16 protein-coding genes are annotated in these 17,386 nt (G+C 73.5%); 7 read left to right on the top strand and 9 right to left on the bottom strand.

Annotated features, from left to right (window positions below):
• Window positions 1-18 precede the first annotated feature (18 nt).
• Genes LQK89_RS11875 through LQK89_RS11865 form a run of 3 tightly spaced genes read right to left on the bottom strand, consistent with a single transcriptional unit; the run spans window position 19 to window position 3,130 of the window.
• Entirely contained in the window at window positions 19-999 is a 981-nt protein-coding gene (locus tag LQK89_RS11875; protein ID WP_231049201.1) for a sugar kinase, read from the bottom strand.
• Entirely contained in the window at window positions 996-1,826 is an 831-nt protein-coding gene (locus tag LQK89_RS11870; protein ID WP_174779400.1) for an IclR family transcriptional regulator, read from the bottom strand. Before LQK89_RS11870 ends, LQK89_RS11875 begins: the two co-directional genes overlap by 4 nt.
• Window positions 1,826-3,130, bottom strand: coding sequence for an alanine racemase (locus tag LQK89_RS11865; protein WP_231049200.1), 1,305 nt, complete (start codon window positions 3,128-3,130; stop codon window positions 1,826-1,828). The genes LQK89_RS11870 and LQK89_RS11865 overlap by 1 nt, the downstream gene beginning before the upstream one ends.
• 138 nt (window positions 3,131-3,268) lie before the next feature.
• Here LQK89_RS11865 and LQK89_RS11860 point away from each other — a divergent pair, with 138 nt between their 5' ends.
• Both LQK89_RS11860 and LQK89_RS11855 read left to right on the top strand, forming a co-directional pair.
• The gene (locus LQK89_RS11860; protein WP_217507704.1) at window positions 3,269-4,672 is read left to right on the top strand and encodes an MFS transporter; all 1,404 of its coding nucleotides are present in this window, start codon (window positions 3,269-3,271) and stop codon (window positions 4,670-4,672) included.
• Between the two features lie 156 nt (window positions 4,673-4,828).
• Complete coding sequence (locus LQK89_RS11855) at window positions 4,829-5,605, top strand: endonuclease/exonuclease/phosphatase family protein (RefSeq protein ID WP_083519868.1); 777 nt, start codon at window positions 4,829-4,831, stop codon at window positions 5,603-5,605.
• Between the two features lie 367 nt (window positions 5,606-5,972).
• Here LQK89_RS11855 and LQK89_RS11850 read toward each other — a convergent pair whose 3' ends face one another.
• The 3 genes from LQK89_RS11850 to LQK89_RS11840 are packed head-to-tail and all read right to left on the bottom strand — an operon-like array spanning window position 5,973 to window position 8,631.
• Complete coding sequence (locus LQK89_RS11850; RefSeq protein ID WP_231049199.1) at window positions 5,973-6,647, bottom strand: methionine ABC transporter permease; 675 nt, start codon at window positions 6,645-6,647, stop codon at window positions 5,973-5,975.
• Complete coding sequence (locus tag LQK89_RS11845) at window positions 6,644-7,684, bottom strand: methionine ABC transporter ATP-binding protein (protein ID WP_180224882.1); 1,041 nt, start codon at window positions 7,682-7,684, stop codon at window positions 6,644-6,646. The genes LQK89_RS11850 and LQK89_RS11845 overlap by 4 nt, the downstream gene beginning before the upstream one ends.
• Window positions 7,684-8,631, bottom strand: coding sequence for a MetQ/NlpA family ABC transporter substrate-binding protein (locus tag LQK89_RS11840; RefSeq protein WP_231049198.1), 948 nt, complete (start codon window positions 8,629-8,631; stop codon window positions 7,684-7,686). Before LQK89_RS11840 ends, LQK89_RS11845 begins: the two co-directional genes overlap by 1 nt.
• A 173-nt stretch (window positions 8,632-8,804) precedes the next feature.
• Here LQK89_RS11840 and LQK89_RS11835 point away from each other — a divergent pair, with 173 nt between their 5' ends.
• Window positions 8,805-9,293 (top strand): 2'-5' RNA ligase family protein, encoded by a 489-nt coding sequence (locus tag LQK89_RS11835; protein ID WP_175325399.1) that lies wholly within the window; start codon window positions 8,805-8,807, stop codon window positions 9,291-9,293.
• A gap of 31 nt (window positions 9,294-9,324) precedes the next feature.
• Here LQK89_RS11835 and LQK89_RS11830 read toward each other — a convergent pair whose 3' ends face one another.
• From LQK89_RS11830 to LQK89_RS11820, 3 genes are all read right to left on the bottom strand, one after another.
• Window positions 9,325-10,572, bottom strand: coding sequence for a D-arabinono-1,4-lactone oxidase (locus LQK89_RS11830; protein WP_231049197.1), 1,248 nt, complete (start codon window positions 10,570-10,572; stop codon window positions 9,325-9,327).
• A gap of 102 nt (window positions 10,573-10,674) precedes the next feature.
• Window positions 10,675-12,153, bottom strand: a complete 1,479-nt coding sequence (locus tag LQK89_RS11825; RefSeq protein ID WP_231049196.1) for an MDR family MFS transporter — start codon at window positions 12,151-12,153, stop codon at window positions 10,675-10,677.
• Window positions 12,154-12,302: 149 nt separating this feature from the next.
• Window positions 12,303-12,584 (bottom strand): acylphosphatase, encoded by a 282-nt coding sequence (locus tag LQK89_RS11820; protein ID WP_058741392.1) that lies wholly within the window; start codon window positions 12,582-12,584, stop codon window positions 12,303-12,305.
• 101 nt (window positions 12,585-12,685) lie between these two features.
• Here LQK89_RS11820 and LQK89_RS11815 point away from each other — a divergent pair, with 101 nt between their 5' ends.
• Genes LQK89_RS11815 through nadC form a run of 4 tightly spaced genes read left to right on the top strand, consistent with a single transcriptional unit; the run spans window position 12,686 to window position 17,386 of the window.
• A complete protein-coding gene (locus LQK89_RS11815; protein WP_231049195.1) occupies window positions 12,686-13,468 on the top strand; it encodes an NUDIX hydrolase in 783 nt (260 codons plus the stop codon).
• 24 nt (window positions 13,469-13,492) lie between these two features.
• Window positions 13,493-14,764: a quinolinate synthase NadA gene (nadA, locus tag LQK89_RS11810; RefSeq protein WP_231049194.1), complete on the top strand. Its 1,272-nt coding sequence runs from the start codon at window positions 13,493-13,495 to the stop codon at window positions 14,762-14,764.
• A gap of 16 nt (window positions 14,765-14,780) precedes the next feature.
• Window positions 14,781-16,451, top strand: a complete 1,671-nt coding sequence (locus tag LQK89_RS11805) for an L-aspartate oxidase (RefSeq protein WP_231049193.1) — start codon at window positions 14,781-14,783, stop codon at window positions 16,449-16,451.
• Complete coding sequence (gene nadC / locus LQK89_RS11800) at window positions 16,448-17,386, top strand: carboxylating nicotinate-nucleotide diphosphorylase (protein WP_231049192.1); 939 nt, start codon at window positions 16,448-16,450, stop codon at window positions 17,384-17,386. Before LQK89_RS11805 ends, nadC begins: the two co-directional genes overlap by 4 nt.

The raw sequence follows: 17,386 nt of genomic DNA, 5'->3' as shown, positions 1-17,386 counted from the left end.
TGGTGCGGTCGTGCGGTGTCAGCGGTCGACGCGGTCGTGGACGTCGGCGGTGTCCGGCGTGTCCGGGCGGTGCAGTGCGGCGGGGTCGGGTCGGCGCCAGTCGCCCGCGACCGTGCACGCGAGCGCCCCGGCGTCGGCGGCGCGGTCCAACGCGGTCTCCGGCGGTGCCCCGGTCAGCGTCGCGGCGAGCCAGGCGGCGACGAACGCGTCCCCGGCACCGACCGGGTCGACGACCCGCACGGGTGTGGCCGGGCGCCGCAGGGTCCGTCCGTCGACGACCGCGACGGCCCCGCGCGACCCGGCCTTCACGACCGCGGGGCCCCGCGACACGGCGGCGAGCGCGTGGGCGAGGTCCTCGTCGGTGCCCTCGTCGTCGCCGAGGCCCAGGAGCAGGCGGGCCTCGTCGTCACCGGCGAACAGGACGTCGGCGCGCTCGGCGACCGCGCGGTAGACCCCCCGGGCGGTCGCCGCGTCGACGAGCTTCGCCCGGTGGTTGACGTCGAACGACACCGGCACCCCGGCGGCGTCGGCGCGGTCGAGGACGGCCTGTACGGTCGCCCGCGCGGTGTCGGACAGGGCGAGCGTGATGCCGGTCAGGTGCACCGCGGCCGCACGTTCGACGAGTCCGGCGGGGACGTCCTCCGGCACGAGGGCCGACGCCGCGGAGTGCCGTCGGTGGTAGGTCACCCGCGTGCGGCCGTCGTGCAGGCGCTCCTTGACCATGAGGCCCGTCGAGCGGTCGGGGTCGACCACGGGGACGACGTCGACCCCGGCTGAGCGGACGTCGCGGAGCACGCGGTCGCCGGCCGGGTCCGCGCCGACCCGACCGACCCACGTCGCGGGGACGCCGGCCCGGACGAGCCCGATCGCGACGTTGCTCTCGGCGCCGCCGGTGTCGACCCGGAGGTGTTCGAGCTCGGCGACCTCGCCGGGCTCGGTCCCGCTGAGCAGGAGCATCGTCTCGCCGACGGTCAGCACGGCGCCGGTCGGCTCGGTCACCGGACGCCGCCGGAGCTCGCGGTGCGGGCGAGGGCCAGCCCGGCGGAGGACGACCCGAGCGCCACCGACACCTCGAGTGCGGTCCGGACGACGCCCTCGCCGAGCTCCCGGACGGCCGCGGCGGGGAAGCGGGAGGCCAGCCCGGAGATGCTCATCGCCCCGACGACCTGGTTCGCGTGGTCGAGCACGGGCGCGGCGACGCAGCGGATGCCCGGTTCGTTCTCGCGGTCGTCGATGCCGTAGCCGCGCGCGCGGGTCCGCTCGACCTCCTGCCGCCAGCGGTCGTCGTCCGTGATCGTCTGGTCGGTCATCGCGACGGCCGGTACGGCCAGGACCTGTGCCAGGAGCTCGGGCTCGCCGAACGCCACGATCGCCTTGCCCGAGGCCGTGTTCCGCATCGGCAGGCGGTTCCCGATCCGCGACCCCATCCGGACGGTGCCCCGGGTCTCGACCTTGTCGACGTAGACGATGTCGGTGCCGTCCGGGACGACCAGGTGGCAGGTGAGCCCGGTGGCCTCGGCCGTCCGGCGGAGGAACGGTGCCGCGGCGGCGCGCAGGTCGATGCCCTCCAGGTAGCTCTGCCCGAGCAGCAGCGCGCCGAGCCCGAGCGTGAAGCCGGCCTCGGGCGTCCGGCGGAGCAGGTCGGTCTCGAGCATCGGGGCCGTCAGTCGCAGCACGGTCGACTTCGCCGTGCCGAGCTCCGCCGCGAGCTCGGTCAGGGACACCGACGCGGCGCCGCCCCGGGTCCGGTCCGCGACGTGCTCGAGCAGCCGCAGCCCGCGGCGGAGCGACAGCGCGGCGTTCCGGGCCGGCACCTCCGCGGTCATCAGAACCACGTCCCGATCGTCTGCACGACGGTGTCGTCGTCGTCGAGGATCCGCACCTGACGCCACTTGTCGAACACCGTGCACGGGTGCGAGACCCCGAGCACGACGACGTCGCCCGGCGTGAGCCGGGGTGCGTCGTCCGTCAGCGCGAGGTAGCAGTGCTGGTCGTCCAGGCGCACCACGGTGACCGCCCCGGGTGGCGGGACGACCTGCGGGTCGTGCGCCGTGCCTCCAGGCCGGATCCCCCGCACGACGGGCAGGCCCTCGTCGAAGGAGACGTCGCGCTTGCCGATCGCGACGAAGGCGCGACCCGGTTCCGGGCACGAGGTGACGCGGCCCCAGACCTCGATCGCCGGGCGGAGGGAGCCCTCTTCGGGGCGGCGGCCGAAGGGCGTGCGCTCGGCGTAGAAGCCGTCGTCGTGGGTCAGGTACGCGCCGGAGCGGAGCAGCACGTCGACGTCGGCGGGCCGGTCCGCGAGCGCGTCGACCACGCCGTCGAACCAGGCGCTGCCGCCCATGCTGAGGAGCATCCGGTCAGCGGGGACGAGCGGACGGAGGTCGGCTGCGACGGCGGCGACGCCGGCGACCCAGCGTCGGGCGGTGTCGACGTCGGGCAGGCCGCCCTCGTACCCGGTGACGCCCCGGAGGACCAGGCCCGCGTCGACGGCCGCCTGTGCGACGGTGCGGGCCTCGGCGGGGGAGCGCACGCCGGTGCGGCCACCGGGGAAGCCGACCTCGACCAGGACGTGGACCGTGCCGCCGGTGCGCGCCTGCGCGGCGGAGGCGGCGGCGACGCCGGCGAGCGAGTCGACGTTGCAGAGGACGTCGACGGGTGTCGGTGCGGTCGCCGCCGGTGCTTCGGTGCTCGCGTCCGTGCCGGTGCTCGCGTCGGTGGCCTCGCCGCGGGTGGCGAGCCAGTCGAGGCCCGCCGGGTCGAGCACCTCGTTCGCGACGAGGACGCGGCGCACGCCGTGCGCCCACGCCACCATCGCCTGCTGGACGGAGGCGACCGTGACGCCCCACGCGCCGGCGCGGAGCTGCCGCTCGACCAGGGCTGGCGCCATGTGGGTCTTCATGTGCGGGGCGAGCAGCAGGCCGTGGCGGTCGACGTAGGCCTGCATGACGGCGGTGTTGTGCGCCAGGGCGGAGTCGCGGAGGGTCATGACGGGCAGGTGCGCGTGGTCGAGCACGTGGGGGCGTGCCGGTGCCGCCGGATCGGGTGCGCCCTTGTCGGTCACGGTGGCGGGGCGGTCGGCGGCGTCCTCGCGCTCCGGTGCGGCCGGGCGGTCGGGGGTGGTGGCCATCGGTCCTCCTGCTGGTCGCGGTGGTCCCACCGTCCACGGGGGAGGCGCCGCCGGGCAACGTCGTCGTCCTCCCCATTGTGCGGTGCAGAACCATCCCGGGTGTGGCGGAAACCGAGCGGGCATAGCATTCGAGGCGACATGACGACGATGACGACGACCCGACGGCGGGGGAGCACGGCGGTGGCGGTGCTCGTCGCCGGCACCTACTTCATGGAGCTCCTGGACGGGACGATCCTCGCGACCGCTGCGCCGGCGATGGGACGGGACCTCGGGGTCGACTCCGCGGCCGTCGGCGTCGCGATCACGGCGTACCTCGTCACCCTCGCGGTGTTCATCCCGGTCAGCGGGTGGCTCACGGACCGGATCGGTTCCCGCACGGTCTTCGCGGGCGCGATCGTGCTCTTCACGGTCGCCTCCGGGCTGTGCGCGATGGCGACGGGACTCGTCGACCTGACGATCTGGCGCATCGTGCAGGGCCTCGGTGGGGCGCTCATGGTGCCGGTCGGCCGCCTGGTGGTCCTGCGGAGCGCCGGGCGGGACCAGCTCGTCCGCGCCATCGCGATCCTGACCTGGCCGGCACTCGCGGCACCGATCGTCGCGCCCTTCGTCGGCGGGGTGCTCGTCGACACCCTGAGCTGGCACTGGATCTTCCTCGTCAACATCCCCCTCGGCGTCGTCGCGTTCGTCGCGGCGCTCGTCCTGGTCCCGCAGGAGCGCGCGCCGGAACGGGTGCCGTTCGACTGGTTCGGGTCGCTGCTGGCGTGCTTCGGCCTCGGTGCCCTCGTCGTGATGGCCTCGCTGCTCGCGCTCGACGACATCCCCGTGGTCGCGGTCGTCGTGTCCGGGATCGTCGGCGCGGTGTGCTCCTGGCAGGCCGTCCGGCACTTCCGCCGCGCGCCGCACCCGATCATGGGGCTGGAGTCCTTCCGGCTCGAGACCTTCCGGGTCTCGCACGCCGGCGGCAGCCTGTTCCGCCTGGCCGTCTCGGCGGTGCCGTTCGTCCTGCCGCTGCTGTTCCAGGACGCGTGGGGGTGGAGCGCCGTCCTCGCGGGTTCGGCCGTGCTCTGGGTCTTCGTCGGCAACCTCGGGATCAAGCCCATGACGACGCCGTTCCTGCGGTGGTTCGGGTACCGGCCGGTCATCGTCGTGTCGAGTGCCGTCGCCGCGCTGACGGTCGTCGCGATGGTGTTCATGACCGAGGACACCCCGTTCTGGCTCCTCGCGCTCCTGCTCGTGGTGAGCGGCGCCGCACGGTCAGTGGGCTTCACCGCGTACAACACGATCGCGTTCGCGGACGTCGAGCAGGCGGACATGACGCCGGCGAACACCCTGTCGTCGACGCTGCAGCAGGTCGCCGCCGGGTTCGGCGTCGCGGTCGCCGCCGTCGCGATCCGGGCAGCGGCCGGCCTCGGCGGGTCCGGGCCGTACCACGTGGCGTTCTGGGTGGTCGCGGCGCTGCTCGCGGTGGCCTGCCTGGAGGGCGTGCTCATGAGCCGGACCGCCGGCGAGACCGTCCGGCCCGTGCGGCGCGCGCGGGCCTGAGCGCGGCGCGGCGCGGGGCCGGGCCGCGCCGTCATCCGTTTCCGACACGGTCACACGCGCGAAACCCGGGGTGCGCTACGGTCACAGCAACTGTCCGCGACAGCCGAGTACGGTGACCGCGGCAGGGTGACCGAGACACCCAGGACGGAAGGCAGCATGGCCGGGCCACAGCAGCAGGGATCGATCGCAGCCGACGCGGCTGTGGAGCCGACGGCCCTGCGCGTCGTGAGCTACAACCTGCGCGAGCACACCGCCAACGGCGAGCTCGCCGCCCTCGCAGAGGCGTCCGACGCCGACGTCATCTGCGTCCAGGAGTGCGACAGCAACGACCTCGCGCCTCAGGTCGGTGGGCTCTCGCTCGCGGCCTCCACCAAGGCGAACCGACTCGGTCTGGCGATCTACAAGCGGGACGACCGGTTCGAGGTCGAGGACTTCAGCATCCACTCACTGCAGAAGTCCCTGCACGACCGGGTCCTCGCGCCCGCGCACGAGCGCCTCATCGCGATGCGCCTCCGCGACACCGAGGCAGACACCGAGGTCATCGTCGCCTCCTTCCACGCCTCGCCGCTCACCGCCACGAACTCCCTGCGCCGCAAGCAGATCGAGGCCGCGCACCAGTTCGTCCGCGACCTGTCGGACGAGGCTCCGGCGATCATGGTCGGCGACTTCAACTACCCGTGGTTCCAGACGAACCTGCGCCGGAAGATCGAGGAGCACGGCTTCGCGCTGTCGCTGTCCGACCAGCCCACCTACCTGCGCTACCGCAAGTTCACGGGCCACTTCGACTTCGCCACGAGCGTCGGCCTGCACATCGCGGGCGTGGAGACCCTGCCCGCGGGCATCTCCGACCACCGGCCGATCCTGGTCCGGGCGCACTACGAGCACCCGGGTGCGACCGGCGCGGTCCGCGTACCGGAGGCTCCCGCCGCCTGACGGGCAGGCCGCTCGCACGGGACGCTCGCACGGCGGAGCGCCGGAGCGGGTGCCAGCGGGCCGCCGAGCGTGCAGGACTCGCCGCGTGCGGGGCGCCGAGCGTGCACGGACGCCGAGTGGACGCGCCGAGCGCGACAGATGTGGCCCGCTCGGCGCGCGGCCGCCCGGCTCGGGCATCGACGCGCGAGCGTGCAGGACACGCCGCGTGCGGGGCGCCGAGCGTGCACGGAACGTCGGGAGGTCGCGCCGAGCGCGACAGATGTGGCCCGCTCGGCGCGCGGCCCGGCGGTCTGCCGCACCGACGACGGACGGGAGGCACGGTGCCAGCCGGCACCGTGCCTCCCGTCCGTGGGGTGGTCGCGTCGCGTCAGCGACGCAGCGTGGCGCGCGCCAACCGGTTGCCGACCAACTGTCCGAGCTGGACGATGACCACGATCGCCGCGACGGACACGTAGACGATCCACCAGTCGTACCGCTGCGACCCGTACACGATCGCGTACTCGCCGAGACCGCCGCCGCCGATGAGCGCCCCCTGCGCGGTCATGTCGACGATGCCCACGAAGATGAACGTGTACCCGAGGATGAGCGGCCCGATGCCCTCCGGGATGAGCACGGTCAGCAGGATCGACACCGGGTGTGCGCCCGAGGCCCGTGCGGCCTCGACGACACCCGGGTCGACAGCGAGCAGGTTCTGCTCGACGATCCGGGCGACCGCGAACGACGCCGCGAGGGAGATCGCGAAGGTCACCGCGGGGACCCCGATCGTGGTCTGCACGGCGACGCGGGACAGGGGCGCGATCGCCGCGAGGAAGATCACGAACGGGATCGGTCGGACGATGTTCACGACCACGTTGACGATCGTGTGGATCGTCCGGTTGCCGAGCAGGTTGCCCGGACGGGTGGCGTACAAGACGAGTCCGAGTGCCAGGCCGATGACCCCGGCGACGACGAGGGACACCAGCGTCATCACGAGGGTGTCGCGGATCGCGGCGAAGAACACGTCGGACGTGTCGATCACGCTCTGGAAGCCGTTGCCGTTCACGCTGCCACCTCCTCGTCCACGGTGATGCCCCCGGCGCGGAGAGCGCCGACCGCCCGGTCGACGGCCGCCGGGTCCGGCGCCGTCAGTTCGTAGGTCAGGGACCCGATCCGGCGCTCCCGGATCTCACCGACGCCGCCGAAGACGAGCTCGGCGCCGACGCCGGCATCGCGCCAGGCGGCGTCGATCCGGTTCTGCAGGCCGACCTCGTCGGTGATCCGCACCGTGACGAGCCGACCGCCGTGGTGCTCGCGGAGCCGGGCGAGCTGCTCGCCGGAGGGCCGGTCGTGCAGCGCGGTCCGGACGAACCGCTGGGCGGCGCCGGTCTGCGGGTCCGCGAACACGTCGTAGACGTCGCCGACCTCGACCACGCGGCCCTGCTCCATGACGGCCACCCGGTCTGCGATCTGGCGGACGGCGTCCATCTCGTGGGTGATGACGATGATCGTCACGCCGAGTTCCCGGTTGACGCGGCGCAGGAGCGCGAGGACCTCGGCCGTGGTCTCGGGGTCGAGGGCACTCGTGGCCTCGTCAGCGAGCAGCAGCTCGGGGTTCGAGGCCAGCGCCCGGGCGATGCCGACGCGCTGCTTCTGCCCGCCGGAGAGCTGCTCCGGGTAGGCGTGGGCACGCTCGAGCAGCCCGACGAAGTCGAGCAGCTCGGCCACGCGGCGGTCCCGCTCGGCCTTCGCGACGCCGGCGACCTTGAGCGGGTACGCGACGTTGCCGGCGATCGTGCGGGACCGGAACAGGTTGAACTGCTGGAAGATCATGCCGATCTTCCGACGCGCCAGACGGCGGTCCCGCTCGGGGATCGCCGTCAGCTCCTGTCCGCCGACCGTGACGCTGCCCGACGAGGGCAGCTCCAGGGCGTTGACGAGCCGGACCAGGGTGGACTTGCCGGCACCGGAGTACCCGATGACGCCGAGGACCTCTCCCTGGTGCACGTCCAGGGAGACGTCCTCGACGGCCACCACGGTCTCGCCGGTGTCGGCGCGGCGGTAGTGCTTCGAGACGCCGCGGAGTTCGACGAGGACCGGCACTACTGCTTGGCCGCCTTCGCGTCCTGCTCGACCTTCGCGAGCTCGTCCTGCAGCTTCGTGGCGCTCTCGTCGCGGGCGACCGCCTCGGGCAGGTCCTGCTTGAAGGCCTTCTGCACGGCCGAGTCCTGGAAGAGCTTGGCCAGGTCCAGGTAGGTCTTGTTGTCCTTGTCGGCGTCGCGCACGGCGAAGACGTTGACGTACGGGGCGGCGCTCGCGCTCGCGGGGTCGTCCTGGAAGATGATGTCGCTCGTCGGCAGCTTGGCCGCGGTGGCGAAGTTGTTGTTCACGACGGCCGCGGCGACCGAGCCCTGCTGCAGGGCGTTCGCGGTCTGCGAGGCGTCGAGCGGCTGGACGTCGACCTTCGACGACGTGATGTCGGTCGTCGTCGAGAACGCGGAGCCGCCGTCCTTCAGCTCGAGGAGCTTCGCGGACTGCAGGATGAGGAGCGCCCGCGCCTGGTTGATCGAGTCGTTCGGGATCGCGACCTTGGCGTCCTTCGGCAGCTCGCTCGTCTTCGTGTAGTCCGTCGCGTAGAGCGGCAGCGGGTACACGGCGGTCGAACCGATCGGCTGCAGGTCGTCGTCCGACGTGACGTTGTAGTCCGCCAGGTACTGGATGTGCTGGAACTGGTTGATGTCCAGCTGGCCGTCCTTCAGCGCGGGGTTCGGCAGCGAGTAGTCCGAGAAGTTGGTGAGCTTCACCGTGACACCGAGCTCGTCCTTCGCCAGCTTCGTGTACGTGCTCCAGTAGCCGAGCGACTTGTCGGCGACACCGATCGTCACGGTCTTCTTCGCGCCGCCGGCGGCGGTGCTTTCCGAACCGCCGGAACGGACGGCACCGACGATGACGGCGACGACGATCGCGACGACGACCACCGCGGCGGCGATGATCCAGCCGATCGGGCGCTTGCTCCTCGGCTTCTCGGGCAGGACGGGTGCTGCGGACATGGGTGCTCCTCGTGGGCCGTGCTGTGGGGTCGCGGTGGTCCGCGGTGTGCGATCGAGTGTGACGGGCGGTCGGGGCACCGGGCCAATCCCGTTCCGTCGTGTTACATCCCGTGGTTCTCCACAGGACGCCGTCCACGAGCCCGTCGGACGTGCCCGGTTGGTTGACTCGTCCCGTGCGCAGCATCGAACTCGTCCTCACCCCCGACGCCGACCGAGCCGTCCGAGCGGCGTGGGACGCCCTGGCCCTCGCCGACCTCCCGAGCCTCGGACGGTCCGGCACGAACGACCCGCACGTCACGGTCGTCGCCGGCGAGGGCGTCACCGTCCCGGACGCGATCGCGACCCCGCCCGTGCAGCTGCGGCTCGGCGGCGTTCTGCTCTTCCCCGCGGGGCCCGGGCGGTCGGTGCTCGCCCGGGCGGTCGTGGTCGGTCCGGCGCTCGCGGCGTTCCACGCGGCCGTGCACCGAGCCACGCGGGAAACGGTCGACACCTCGGCACCCGGGGCGTGGTCGCCGCACGTCACCTTCGCGCGTCGGGTCCGGGACGTCGACCTCGGGGCGGCGGTCGCCGCGCTGCGCTCGGCACCGCTGCCGGACGCGCTGGGCGTGGCGGGCGTGCGTCACTGGGACGGCGAGACGAAGACGGTCACCCGGCTCACGTGATCGGGATCGACGGCCGGACTGGAGGCACGGTTCAGGTCCGCAGCACTCGCTCGCCGAAGGCGGACGCGAACGTCCGCTGCGGGTCCGCCGCGGCCGCCAGCCGGCGGAAGTCGGGCAGCCGCGGCCAGAGGCGCTCGACGGTCTCCGCGTCCAGGGAACTCATCTTGCCCCAGTGCGGTCGGCCGTCGAACGGGGCGAGGAGCGCCTCGAGGTCCGGGAGCAGGGCCGCGACCGCCTCCGGGTGCTTCTGCCAGGTGAAGGCGATGCAGAGCACGTCCTCGCCCTGGGTCGGGCTGAGCCAGAACGGGTCGGCGGCCATCGTCCGGAGCTCGCACACGTGCAAGTGTGGCTGGATGCGGGCGGCCATCGTGCGGACGGCGTCCAGCGCGGGCGCCGCGAGCCGCAGCGGCACGAAGTGTTCGCTCTGCACCTCGGAGCCGTGGGACGGGACGGTGTCGATCGGGAAGTGCGGCAGCCGGTCCCACCACGGGCCGACGGATCCGTCCCGGGCGGTGTGGTGGCCGTCCGCGGGGCGACCGGGCAGCCGTGGGGCGCCGACGAGGTCGTCCGGGACCGGGACGTCGTCCGCACCGTCGGGGACGCGCGACTTCAGCAGGACCTCGCCGACCTCGTCACCGAAGACCGTGTAGGCGCACACCGAGTACGCACTCGCGTGGACCGCGGCGACGTTCGCGACGTAGACGTCCCACGGAAGCGGACCGTAGGAGTCCTGGCGCATCCGGTAGGTCGGTTCGACGTCGACCTCGAGCCGGGTGACGACGCCGAGGAGCCCGAGGTGCAGCACGGCGCCGTCGAAGTCGGGGTCACCACGGCGCAGGGTCCGCCGCGACCCGTCCGGACCGAGCAGCTCGAACGCCCGGACTGCGGTGCTCAGCGAGCCGAGGGCGGTGCCGGAGCCGTGCGTCCCGGTGGCGATGGCACCGCCGAGGGAGATGTGGGGGAGTGACCCGGTGTTGTGCAGGGCGACCCCGGCCCGGTCGAGCTCGGGCGCGACGACGCCGTACCGGGTGCCGGCGCCCATGGTCGCGGTGCCGGCGGCGGTGTCCACGACCAGGTCGGTGGGGACGTCCGACAGGTCGAGCAGCACGCCGGGGGCGTCGGCGACGTCGTTGAAGGAGTGCCGGGTGCCGAGACCGTGGACGCGGGACTCCCGGGCGACGATCTCGGCGGCCTCGTCGATCGAGCGCGGCCGCTCCACCCGCCGGGCCGAGTAGGTGACCGTGCCGGACCAGTTCAGCTCGCGCGCCGTCGACCGCATGCCCTCACGATGCCACGCGGGTGCCCGGCGCGGTAGCGGTGTCCGCGGACCACGACGTCGGGAACGTGGTTCGACCCGGGGCGCGGTGCGCGCCGACGGGCCTCAGTGCACGACGGGCGTGGGTGCGCCCTCCGGGGTGTCCGGCCGGCGCACGAGCGCCGAGGTCGCGATCCCGGCGAGCGAGATCACCGCCCCGACGAGGAACGCCGTGGCGACACCGGACGCCGTCGCGGAGCGCACGCCCTCGGCGTCCGCCCCGGCACCGGCCGACGCGGCGCCGATCGTCAGGAGCGTCACGAACAGGGCCGTCCCGGCTGCGCCGGCCAGCTGCTGCGTGGTGCCGAGCACCGCGCTGCCGTGCGAGTACAGGCGCTGCGGCAGCCCGCCGAGCGCCGCGGTGAACAGCGGCGTGAACGTCAGGGCGAGGCCGAGGCTCAGCACGACGTGCGCACCGAGGACGAACCACACGCTCGTGTCCGCGCCGACCGTCGCGAGCGCCCAGAGCACGGCGCTGATGATGATCGAGCCGGGGATCAGCAGAACGCGCGGACCGCGACGGTCGTAGATGCGCCCGACGACGGGGGACAGGAGGCCCATGAGCAGCCCGCCGGGGAGCAGGAGCAGCCCGACCTGCAGGACCTCGAGCCCGAGCACGCGCTCGAGGTAGATCGGCAGCAGGATGAGCGTCCCGAACATCGCCATGAAGCTCAGCCCCATCGCGACGATCGGGATCGTGAAGCCGCGCGTCCGGAAGGTCCGCAGGTCGAGCAGGGCGCTGTCGGTGCGCTGCAGACGGGTCTGCCGCAGGACGAACACCACGAGGGCGACGACCCCGACGACCAGGGCCGCGACGGGGACGAGCGGACCGGTCGACCCCGCCTCGCCGAGGCTCGACAGGCCGAACACGATGCCGCCGAACGCGAAGGCCGACAGCACCACGGAGAGCACGTCGAGCGGCGCCTTCCGCGGCGTCGAGACGTTCCGGACCCTCAGGGCGCCGAGGACGAGCGCGACGATCGCGATCGGCAGGACGAAGCCGAACAGCCAGCGCCACGAGAAGGCGTTGAGGATGAGCCCGGAGATCGTCGGTCCGACGGCGGGCGCCACCGAGATGACGATCGAGATGTTGCCCATGATGCGGCCGCGGTGCGCGGGCTCGACGAGGTTCAGGACCGTCGTCATGAGGAGCGGCATCATGATCGCCGTGCCGCTGGCCTGCACGATGCGGCCGACGAGCAGCATCGGGAAACCCGTCGCGACGAGGGCGATCAGCGTCCCGGCGGCGAACAGGCTCATCGCCCAGGTGAAGACCGGCCGGGTGTGGAACCGCTGGAGCAGGAAGCCCGTGACCGGGATCACCACGGCCATGGTGAGCAGGAAGCCCGTGGTGAGCCACTGGCCGGTCGCCGCACTGATGCCGAGGTCGTCCATGAGCCGGGGGAGGGCGACGCCCATGATCGTCTCGTTGAGGATCACCACGAACGCCGAGACGAGCAGCAGCCCGATCACGAGTCGGGTCTCGCCGGGGGACGGCTGCGCGACGCTCCCGGTACGGGGTGCGGAATCGACGGCCTGGGTCATGCTGGGCTCCTGACGGGGTCACGGCGTGGGCGGGGCGCCGAGGGCGCAGACGGGGCAACATCCTGAGCGGACGTCCACATTCCCGATCAGTGCAGGACCGTTCCCGATCAGTGCAGGACCGTTCCCGATCAGTGCAGGACCGTTCCCGATCAGTGCAGGATCGCGAACCCGTCCCCGTCGCCGTGCGGCACCACCGTCCGCAACGACACGTCCGTCACCGTGGCCGACGGCGGCCCGGTCCGGATGAACGCCATGAGCGCGTCCACCGCGGCCGACGGCCCCTCCGCCTCGACCTCCACCGTCCCGTCGAACAGGTTCCTGGCGTACCCGACGAGCTCGAGCCCGTCGGCCTTCCGTGCGGTCCAGTACCGGAACCCGACCCCCTGGACCGTGCCCGACACCACGGCGTGCATCCTCGTCACCGTCGTCATGGACCCGAACGTAGGCCGCGATGCGTCCTCCGGCATTTCCGCCGTGTTCCGATCGCGTGAACGGTGATAGTGTCACTGCAACCCGAACACTTCGAGTCGCCATGACACTATCTCCTGAACCCGCACCCACCGCCATCCGCGTCGCGGTCTCCACCGTGATCGTGGCGCTGCGCCCGCACCCGGACACCGGGGCGCCGGCGCTCTGGATGCCGCTCGTGCGCCGCGTCGCCGAGCCGTTCGAGGGGTCGTGGGCGTTGCCGGGCGGCTGGGTCGGTCCGGACGAGGGACTCGAGGACTCCGCCGCCGCCCGCCTCCGCGAGACGACGAACGTGCAGCCGCGGTACCTCGAGCAGCTCTACGCCTTCGGTGACGTCGAGCGCTCCCCGAGCCGGGTCGTGTCGATCGTGTACTGGGCCCTCGTGCACCCGGACGAGGCGAGCTCGGTGCCGGACGACTGGAACGTGCGGTGGTTCCTCGCCGACGAGCACCCGCCGCTCGCGTTCGACCACGACCGCATCGTCGAGTACGCCCTCTGGCGCCTGCGCACCAAGATGTCGTACTCGCGGATCGCCCAGGCGTTCCTCGGCGACCGCTTCACCCTGACCGAGCTCCGCGGTGTGTACGAGGCCGTGCTCGGCCGGGCGCTCGACCCCGCGAACTTCCGTCGGCAGGTGGCGCAGGGCGACGCCGTGCTCCCCACCGACGAGACGACGAGCGGCGGGCGGCACCGTCCGGCCCGGCTCTACCGCTCGAACCCCGACCTCGCGTACGCCGACAACGGCCCCCTCACGCCGAGAACCGCCGCGACGGCCGCGACGACCGCCGCGACGGCCGCGACGGCCGCGACGGCCGCCGCGACGACCGTCACCGCCGCGACCCACTAGCCACCCCGAACCGAAGGAAGCACCGTGTCCATCGCGACCACCATCGAGCTCATCTCCAACGGCCGGGCCGACGGCAGCACGTGCACGCCCGACCTCGCGGCGCCCACGTGGGACTTCGACGCGCGCCCCGGCTACGGCCCGGGCTCCTCGATGTCCGACGTCATCCCGACGGGTGCTCCGCGGCAGGGGCAGATCCCGGAGGAGTACAAGACCGCCAGCGGCGAGGAGCTGCACGCCCGCATCGAGCGCGCGAAGGCGACCCTGGGGGACCGCGTCGTGGTGCTCGGGCACTTCTACCAGCGCGACGAGGTCGTCCGGCACGCCGACTTCCTCGGCGACTCGTTCCAGCTCGCGAACGCTGCCCTGACCAAGCCCGACGCCGAGGCGATCGTCTTCTGCGGTGTGCACTTCATGGCGGAGACGGCGGACATCCTGGCGCGCGACGACCAGCGCGTGATCCTGCCGAACCTCGCCGCCGGGTGCTCGATGGCCGACATGGCCGACATCGACAGCGTCGAGCAGGCCTGGGCCGAGCTCGAGCAGGTCTACGGCACCGAACCGGACGCCGACGGCCGCGTCCCGGTCGTCCCCGTCACGTACATGAACTCCGCCGCGGACCTCAAGGCGTTCTGCGGTCGGCACGGCGGCATCGTCTGCACGAGCTCGAACGCGGCGACGGTGCTCGAGTGGGCGTTCGAGCGCGGGCAGCGCGTGCTCTTCTTCCCCGACCAGCACCTCGGCCGCAACACCGCGAAGGCCATGGGCGTCAGTACCGACCGCATGCCGATGTGGAACCCGCGCAAGCCCCTCGGCGGCAACACCGCCCAGGAGCTGCAGGACGCGCAGGTGGTCCTCTGGCACGGGTTCTGCTCGGTGCACCGTCGCTTCACGGTCGGCCAGATCGAGCAGGCACGACGGGACCACCCGGGCGTGCAGGTCATCGTGCACCCGGAGTGTCCGATGGCCGTCGTCGACGCCGCCGACGCCGCCGGCAGCACCGACCTGATCCGCCGGACCGTCGCCGCGGCGACCGAGCCGACGACGTTCGCGATCGGCACCGAGATCAACATGGTGAACCGGCTCGCCGCCGAGTTCCCGCAGCACACGATCTTCTGCCTGGACCCCGTCGTGTGCCCGTGCTCGACGATGTACCGCATCCACCCGGGCTACCTCGCGTGGGTCCTCGAGGCGCTCGTCCGCGGCGAGGTCCTCAACGAGATCGTCGTCCCCGCCGACGTCCAGGCCGACGCCCGGGTCGCCCTCGAGCGCATGCTCGCCGCGAAGCCGCGCGGCTGACGGACGGCTCCGCACCGTGCACGTCGTCATCGTCGGATCCGGGATCGCCGGACTCACCGCCGCCGTCCGCGCGAGCGCCCACCACGACGTCACCCTCGTGACGAAGGGTGCGCTCCGTGACGGCGCGACCGCGTACGCCCAGGGCGGCATCGCCGTCGCGCTCGGCGCCGACGACCGTGTCGCCCTGCACGAGCAGGACACCCGTGCCGCGGCCGCCGGCAGCGCCGACGAGCACGCCGTCGCGGTGCTCTGCGCCGACGGCCCCGCCCGCGTCCGCGACCTGCTCGCGCTCGGGGTGCCGTTCGACCGGACCACCGACCCCGCAAGCCTCGACCGGTACGGCGACGACCTCGCCCGCGGACGCGAGGCCGCCCACGGCCGCTGGCGCGTCCTGCACGCGGACGGCGACGCGACGGGAGCCGCCGTCGAGCGGACCCTGGTCGACGCGCTGCACCGCTGCCACGTCACGATCCTCGAGCGCACCTGCCTGACCGACCTCGTGCTGCGGGACGGCGCCGTGGTCGGGGTCGACGTCCTCGACCTGCTCGGCGAGCCCCGACGCATCGACGCCGACGCCGTCGTGCTCGCCGCCGGCGGGGCCGGACACCTGTACCGGGAGACCACGAACCCGCTCGTCGCGACGGGCGACGGGGTCGCCGCGGCGTGGCGTGCCGGCGCGGTGGTCGCGGACCTGGAGTTCGTCCAGTTCCACCCGACCCGCCTCGCCGTGCCGGACGGTGGTCTGGTCTCCGAGGCCGTCCGCGGCGAGGGTGCCGTCCTGCGGGACGCGGCCGGTCGCCGCTTCATGACCGCCGTGCACCCGGACGCCGAGCTCGCCCCGCGGGACGTCGTCGCCCGCGGCATCGCGGCCGCGGTCCGCGAGCAGGGTGGTGCGCCCGTCCTCCTCGACGCGACGGGCCTCGACCCCGACCACCTCGTCCGCCGTTTCCCCGGCCTGACCCGCGCGACACGGGCCGCCGGGTTCGACTGGACCCGCGAGGGCGTCCCGGTCGCGCCCGCCGCGCACTACGCGATGGGCGGTGTGGTCACGGACGCCGAGGGGCGCACGAGCCTGCCCGGCCTCCTCGCCGTCGGCGAGACCGCCTGCACAGGGGTGCACGGTGCGAACCGGCTCGCGTCGAACTCCCTGCTCGAGGGACTCGTCTTCGGGGTCCGCGCCGCCGACGCGGTCGCCGCGCCGCGCCCCGCGCACCTCCGGCTCCGCGGCGACGCCGACCTGCCCGTCGTGACCGTCCCGCCCGTGGTGACCGATGGGAACGACGGGACCGACGTGGCGGGCGCACACCGCGCCTCCCGTCCGGTGCACGGTGACCGGCCTGGAGGCGCGACCCACCCCCGCGACGTCACCGACGTCCGCCGGGCGGTCCAGACCGAGATGACCGAGCGGGTCGGGCTGCTGCGCGACGCCGCCGGGCTCGCCGCGGCGCGGCGGACGCTCGACGCCCTGCCGGACCCGGCCCCGACCGGGGTGCGGGCCGCCGAGGACCGCGCGCTGCTCGACCTGGCGCGCATCACGGCCCGCGCCGCCGAGGCGCGGCGCGAGTCCCGCGGCGCGCACGCCCGGACCGACCACCCCGACACCGACCCGACCGCGCCGGCCAGCACCGCGTGGGTCCGGACCCCCGTCACCGTCACCACGCCCGTCCAGCAGGGAGTCCCCGCATGACCACCACCGTCCCCGTCGATCCCGGCACCATCCCGCCGCACGCGCTGCGACGCGTGATCGAGACGGCGCTCGAGGAGGACGCGCCCTGGGGCGACGTGACCAGCGAGGCGCTCATCCCCGCCGACGCGACCGCCACGGCGACCCTGGCGGCGCGCGAGTCCGGCGTGTTCGCCGGCGGGACCGTCTTCGCCGCCGTCATGGTCGCGGTCGACCCGTCCGTCGAGACCGTCCTGCACGTGCGGGACGGTGCTCGGTTCGCGGCCGGTGACGTGCTCGCGACCGTGCACGGGGCGGCACGCTCGGTGCTCCGTGCCGAGCGCGTCGCCCTCAACCTGGCGCAGCGGATGTCCGGCATCGCCACCGTCACCGCCCGGTACGTCGCCGCGGTCGAGGGCACGCGCGCCCGCATCGCCGACACCCGGAAGACCACCCCGGGCCTCCGGGCACTCGAGCGCTACGCCGTGCGCTGCGGCGGCGGGCACAACCACCGGACCTCGCTGTCCGACGCGGTGCTCGCGAAGGACAACCACCTCGCCGTCCTCGCCGCACGCGGGGTGCCGATCGGCGACGCGATCACCGCGGCCCGGGAGCGGCTCGGGCACACCGTGCACGTCGAGGTCGAGGTGGACCGGCTCGACCAGGTGGAGCCCGTCGTCGCCGCCGGCGTGGACACGATCATGCTCGACAACTTCAGCCCGGAGCAGCTCGTCGCCGGCGTCGCGGCCGTGGCCGGGCGCGCGGTGGTCGAGGCCTCCGGCGGGGTGTCGCTCGAGACCGTCGCGGCGATCGCGGCGACCGGGGTCGACGTCGTGTCGGTCGGGGCGCTGACGCACTCGGCGAGGGCGCTCGACCTGGGCCTCGACATCGCGGTGTCCGACGGCGCCGTCGGTGTTCCGTCGCCGTCCGCGTCGCTCGCCGCCCCGGGTCGCGGCTGA

Source organism: Curtobacterium sp. C1, from assembly GCF_021049325.1.
Classification (GTDB): domain Bacteria; phylum Actinomycetota; class Actinomycetes; order Actinomycetales; family Microbacteriaceae; genus Curtobacterium; species Curtobacterium citreum.
Note: the sequence above shows the minus strand (reverse complement) of the source record. Positions and strands in the feature narration are given on the sequence as shown.

What these genes read in the sequence shown, in the direction of transcription:
- LQK89_RS11870 (WP_174779400.1), bottom strand. Translation starts at nt 1,826, where the DNA reads ATGACCGCGGAGGTGCCGGCCCGGAACGCCGCGCTGTCGCTCCGCCGC.
- LQK89_RS11865 (WP_231049200.1), bottom strand. Translation starts at nt 3,130, where the DNA reads ATGGCCACCACCCCCGACCGCCCGGCCGCACCGGAGCGCGAGGACGCC.
- LQK89_RS11860 (WP_217507704.1), top strand. Translation starts at nt 3,269, where the DNA reads ATGACGACGATGACGACGACCCGACGGCGGGGGAGCACGGCGGTGGCG.
- LQK89_RS11855 (WP_083519868.1), top strand. Translation starts at nt 4,829, where the DNA reads ATGGCCGGGCCACAGCAGCAGGGATCGATCGCAGCCGACGCGGCTGTG.
- LQK89_RS11840 (WP_231049198.1), bottom strand. Translation starts at nt 8,631, where the DNA reads ATGTCCGCAGCACCCGTCCTGCCCGAGAAGCCGAGGAGCAAGCGCCCG.
- LQK89_RS11830 (WP_231049197.1), bottom strand. Translation starts at nt 10,572, where the DNA reads ATGCGGTCGACGGCGCGCGAGCTGAACTGGTCCGGCACGGTCACCTAC.
- LQK89_RS11825 (WP_231049196.1), bottom strand. Translation starts at nt 12,153, where the DNA reads ATGACCCAGGCCGTCGATTCCGCACCCCGTACCGGGAGCGTCGCGCAG.
- LQK89_RS11820 (WP_058741392.1), bottom strand. Translation starts at nt 12,584, where the DNA reads ATGACGACGGTGACGAGGATGCACGCCGTGGTGTCGGGCACGGTCCAG.
- LQK89_RS11815 (WP_231049195.1), top strand. Translation starts at nt 12,686, where the DNA reads ATGACACTATCTCCTGAACCCGCACCCACCGCCATCCGCGTCGCGGTC.
- nadC (WP_231049192.1), top strand. Translation starts at nt 16,448, where the DNA reads ATGACCACCACCGTCCCCGTCGATCCCGGCACCATCCCGCCGCACGCG.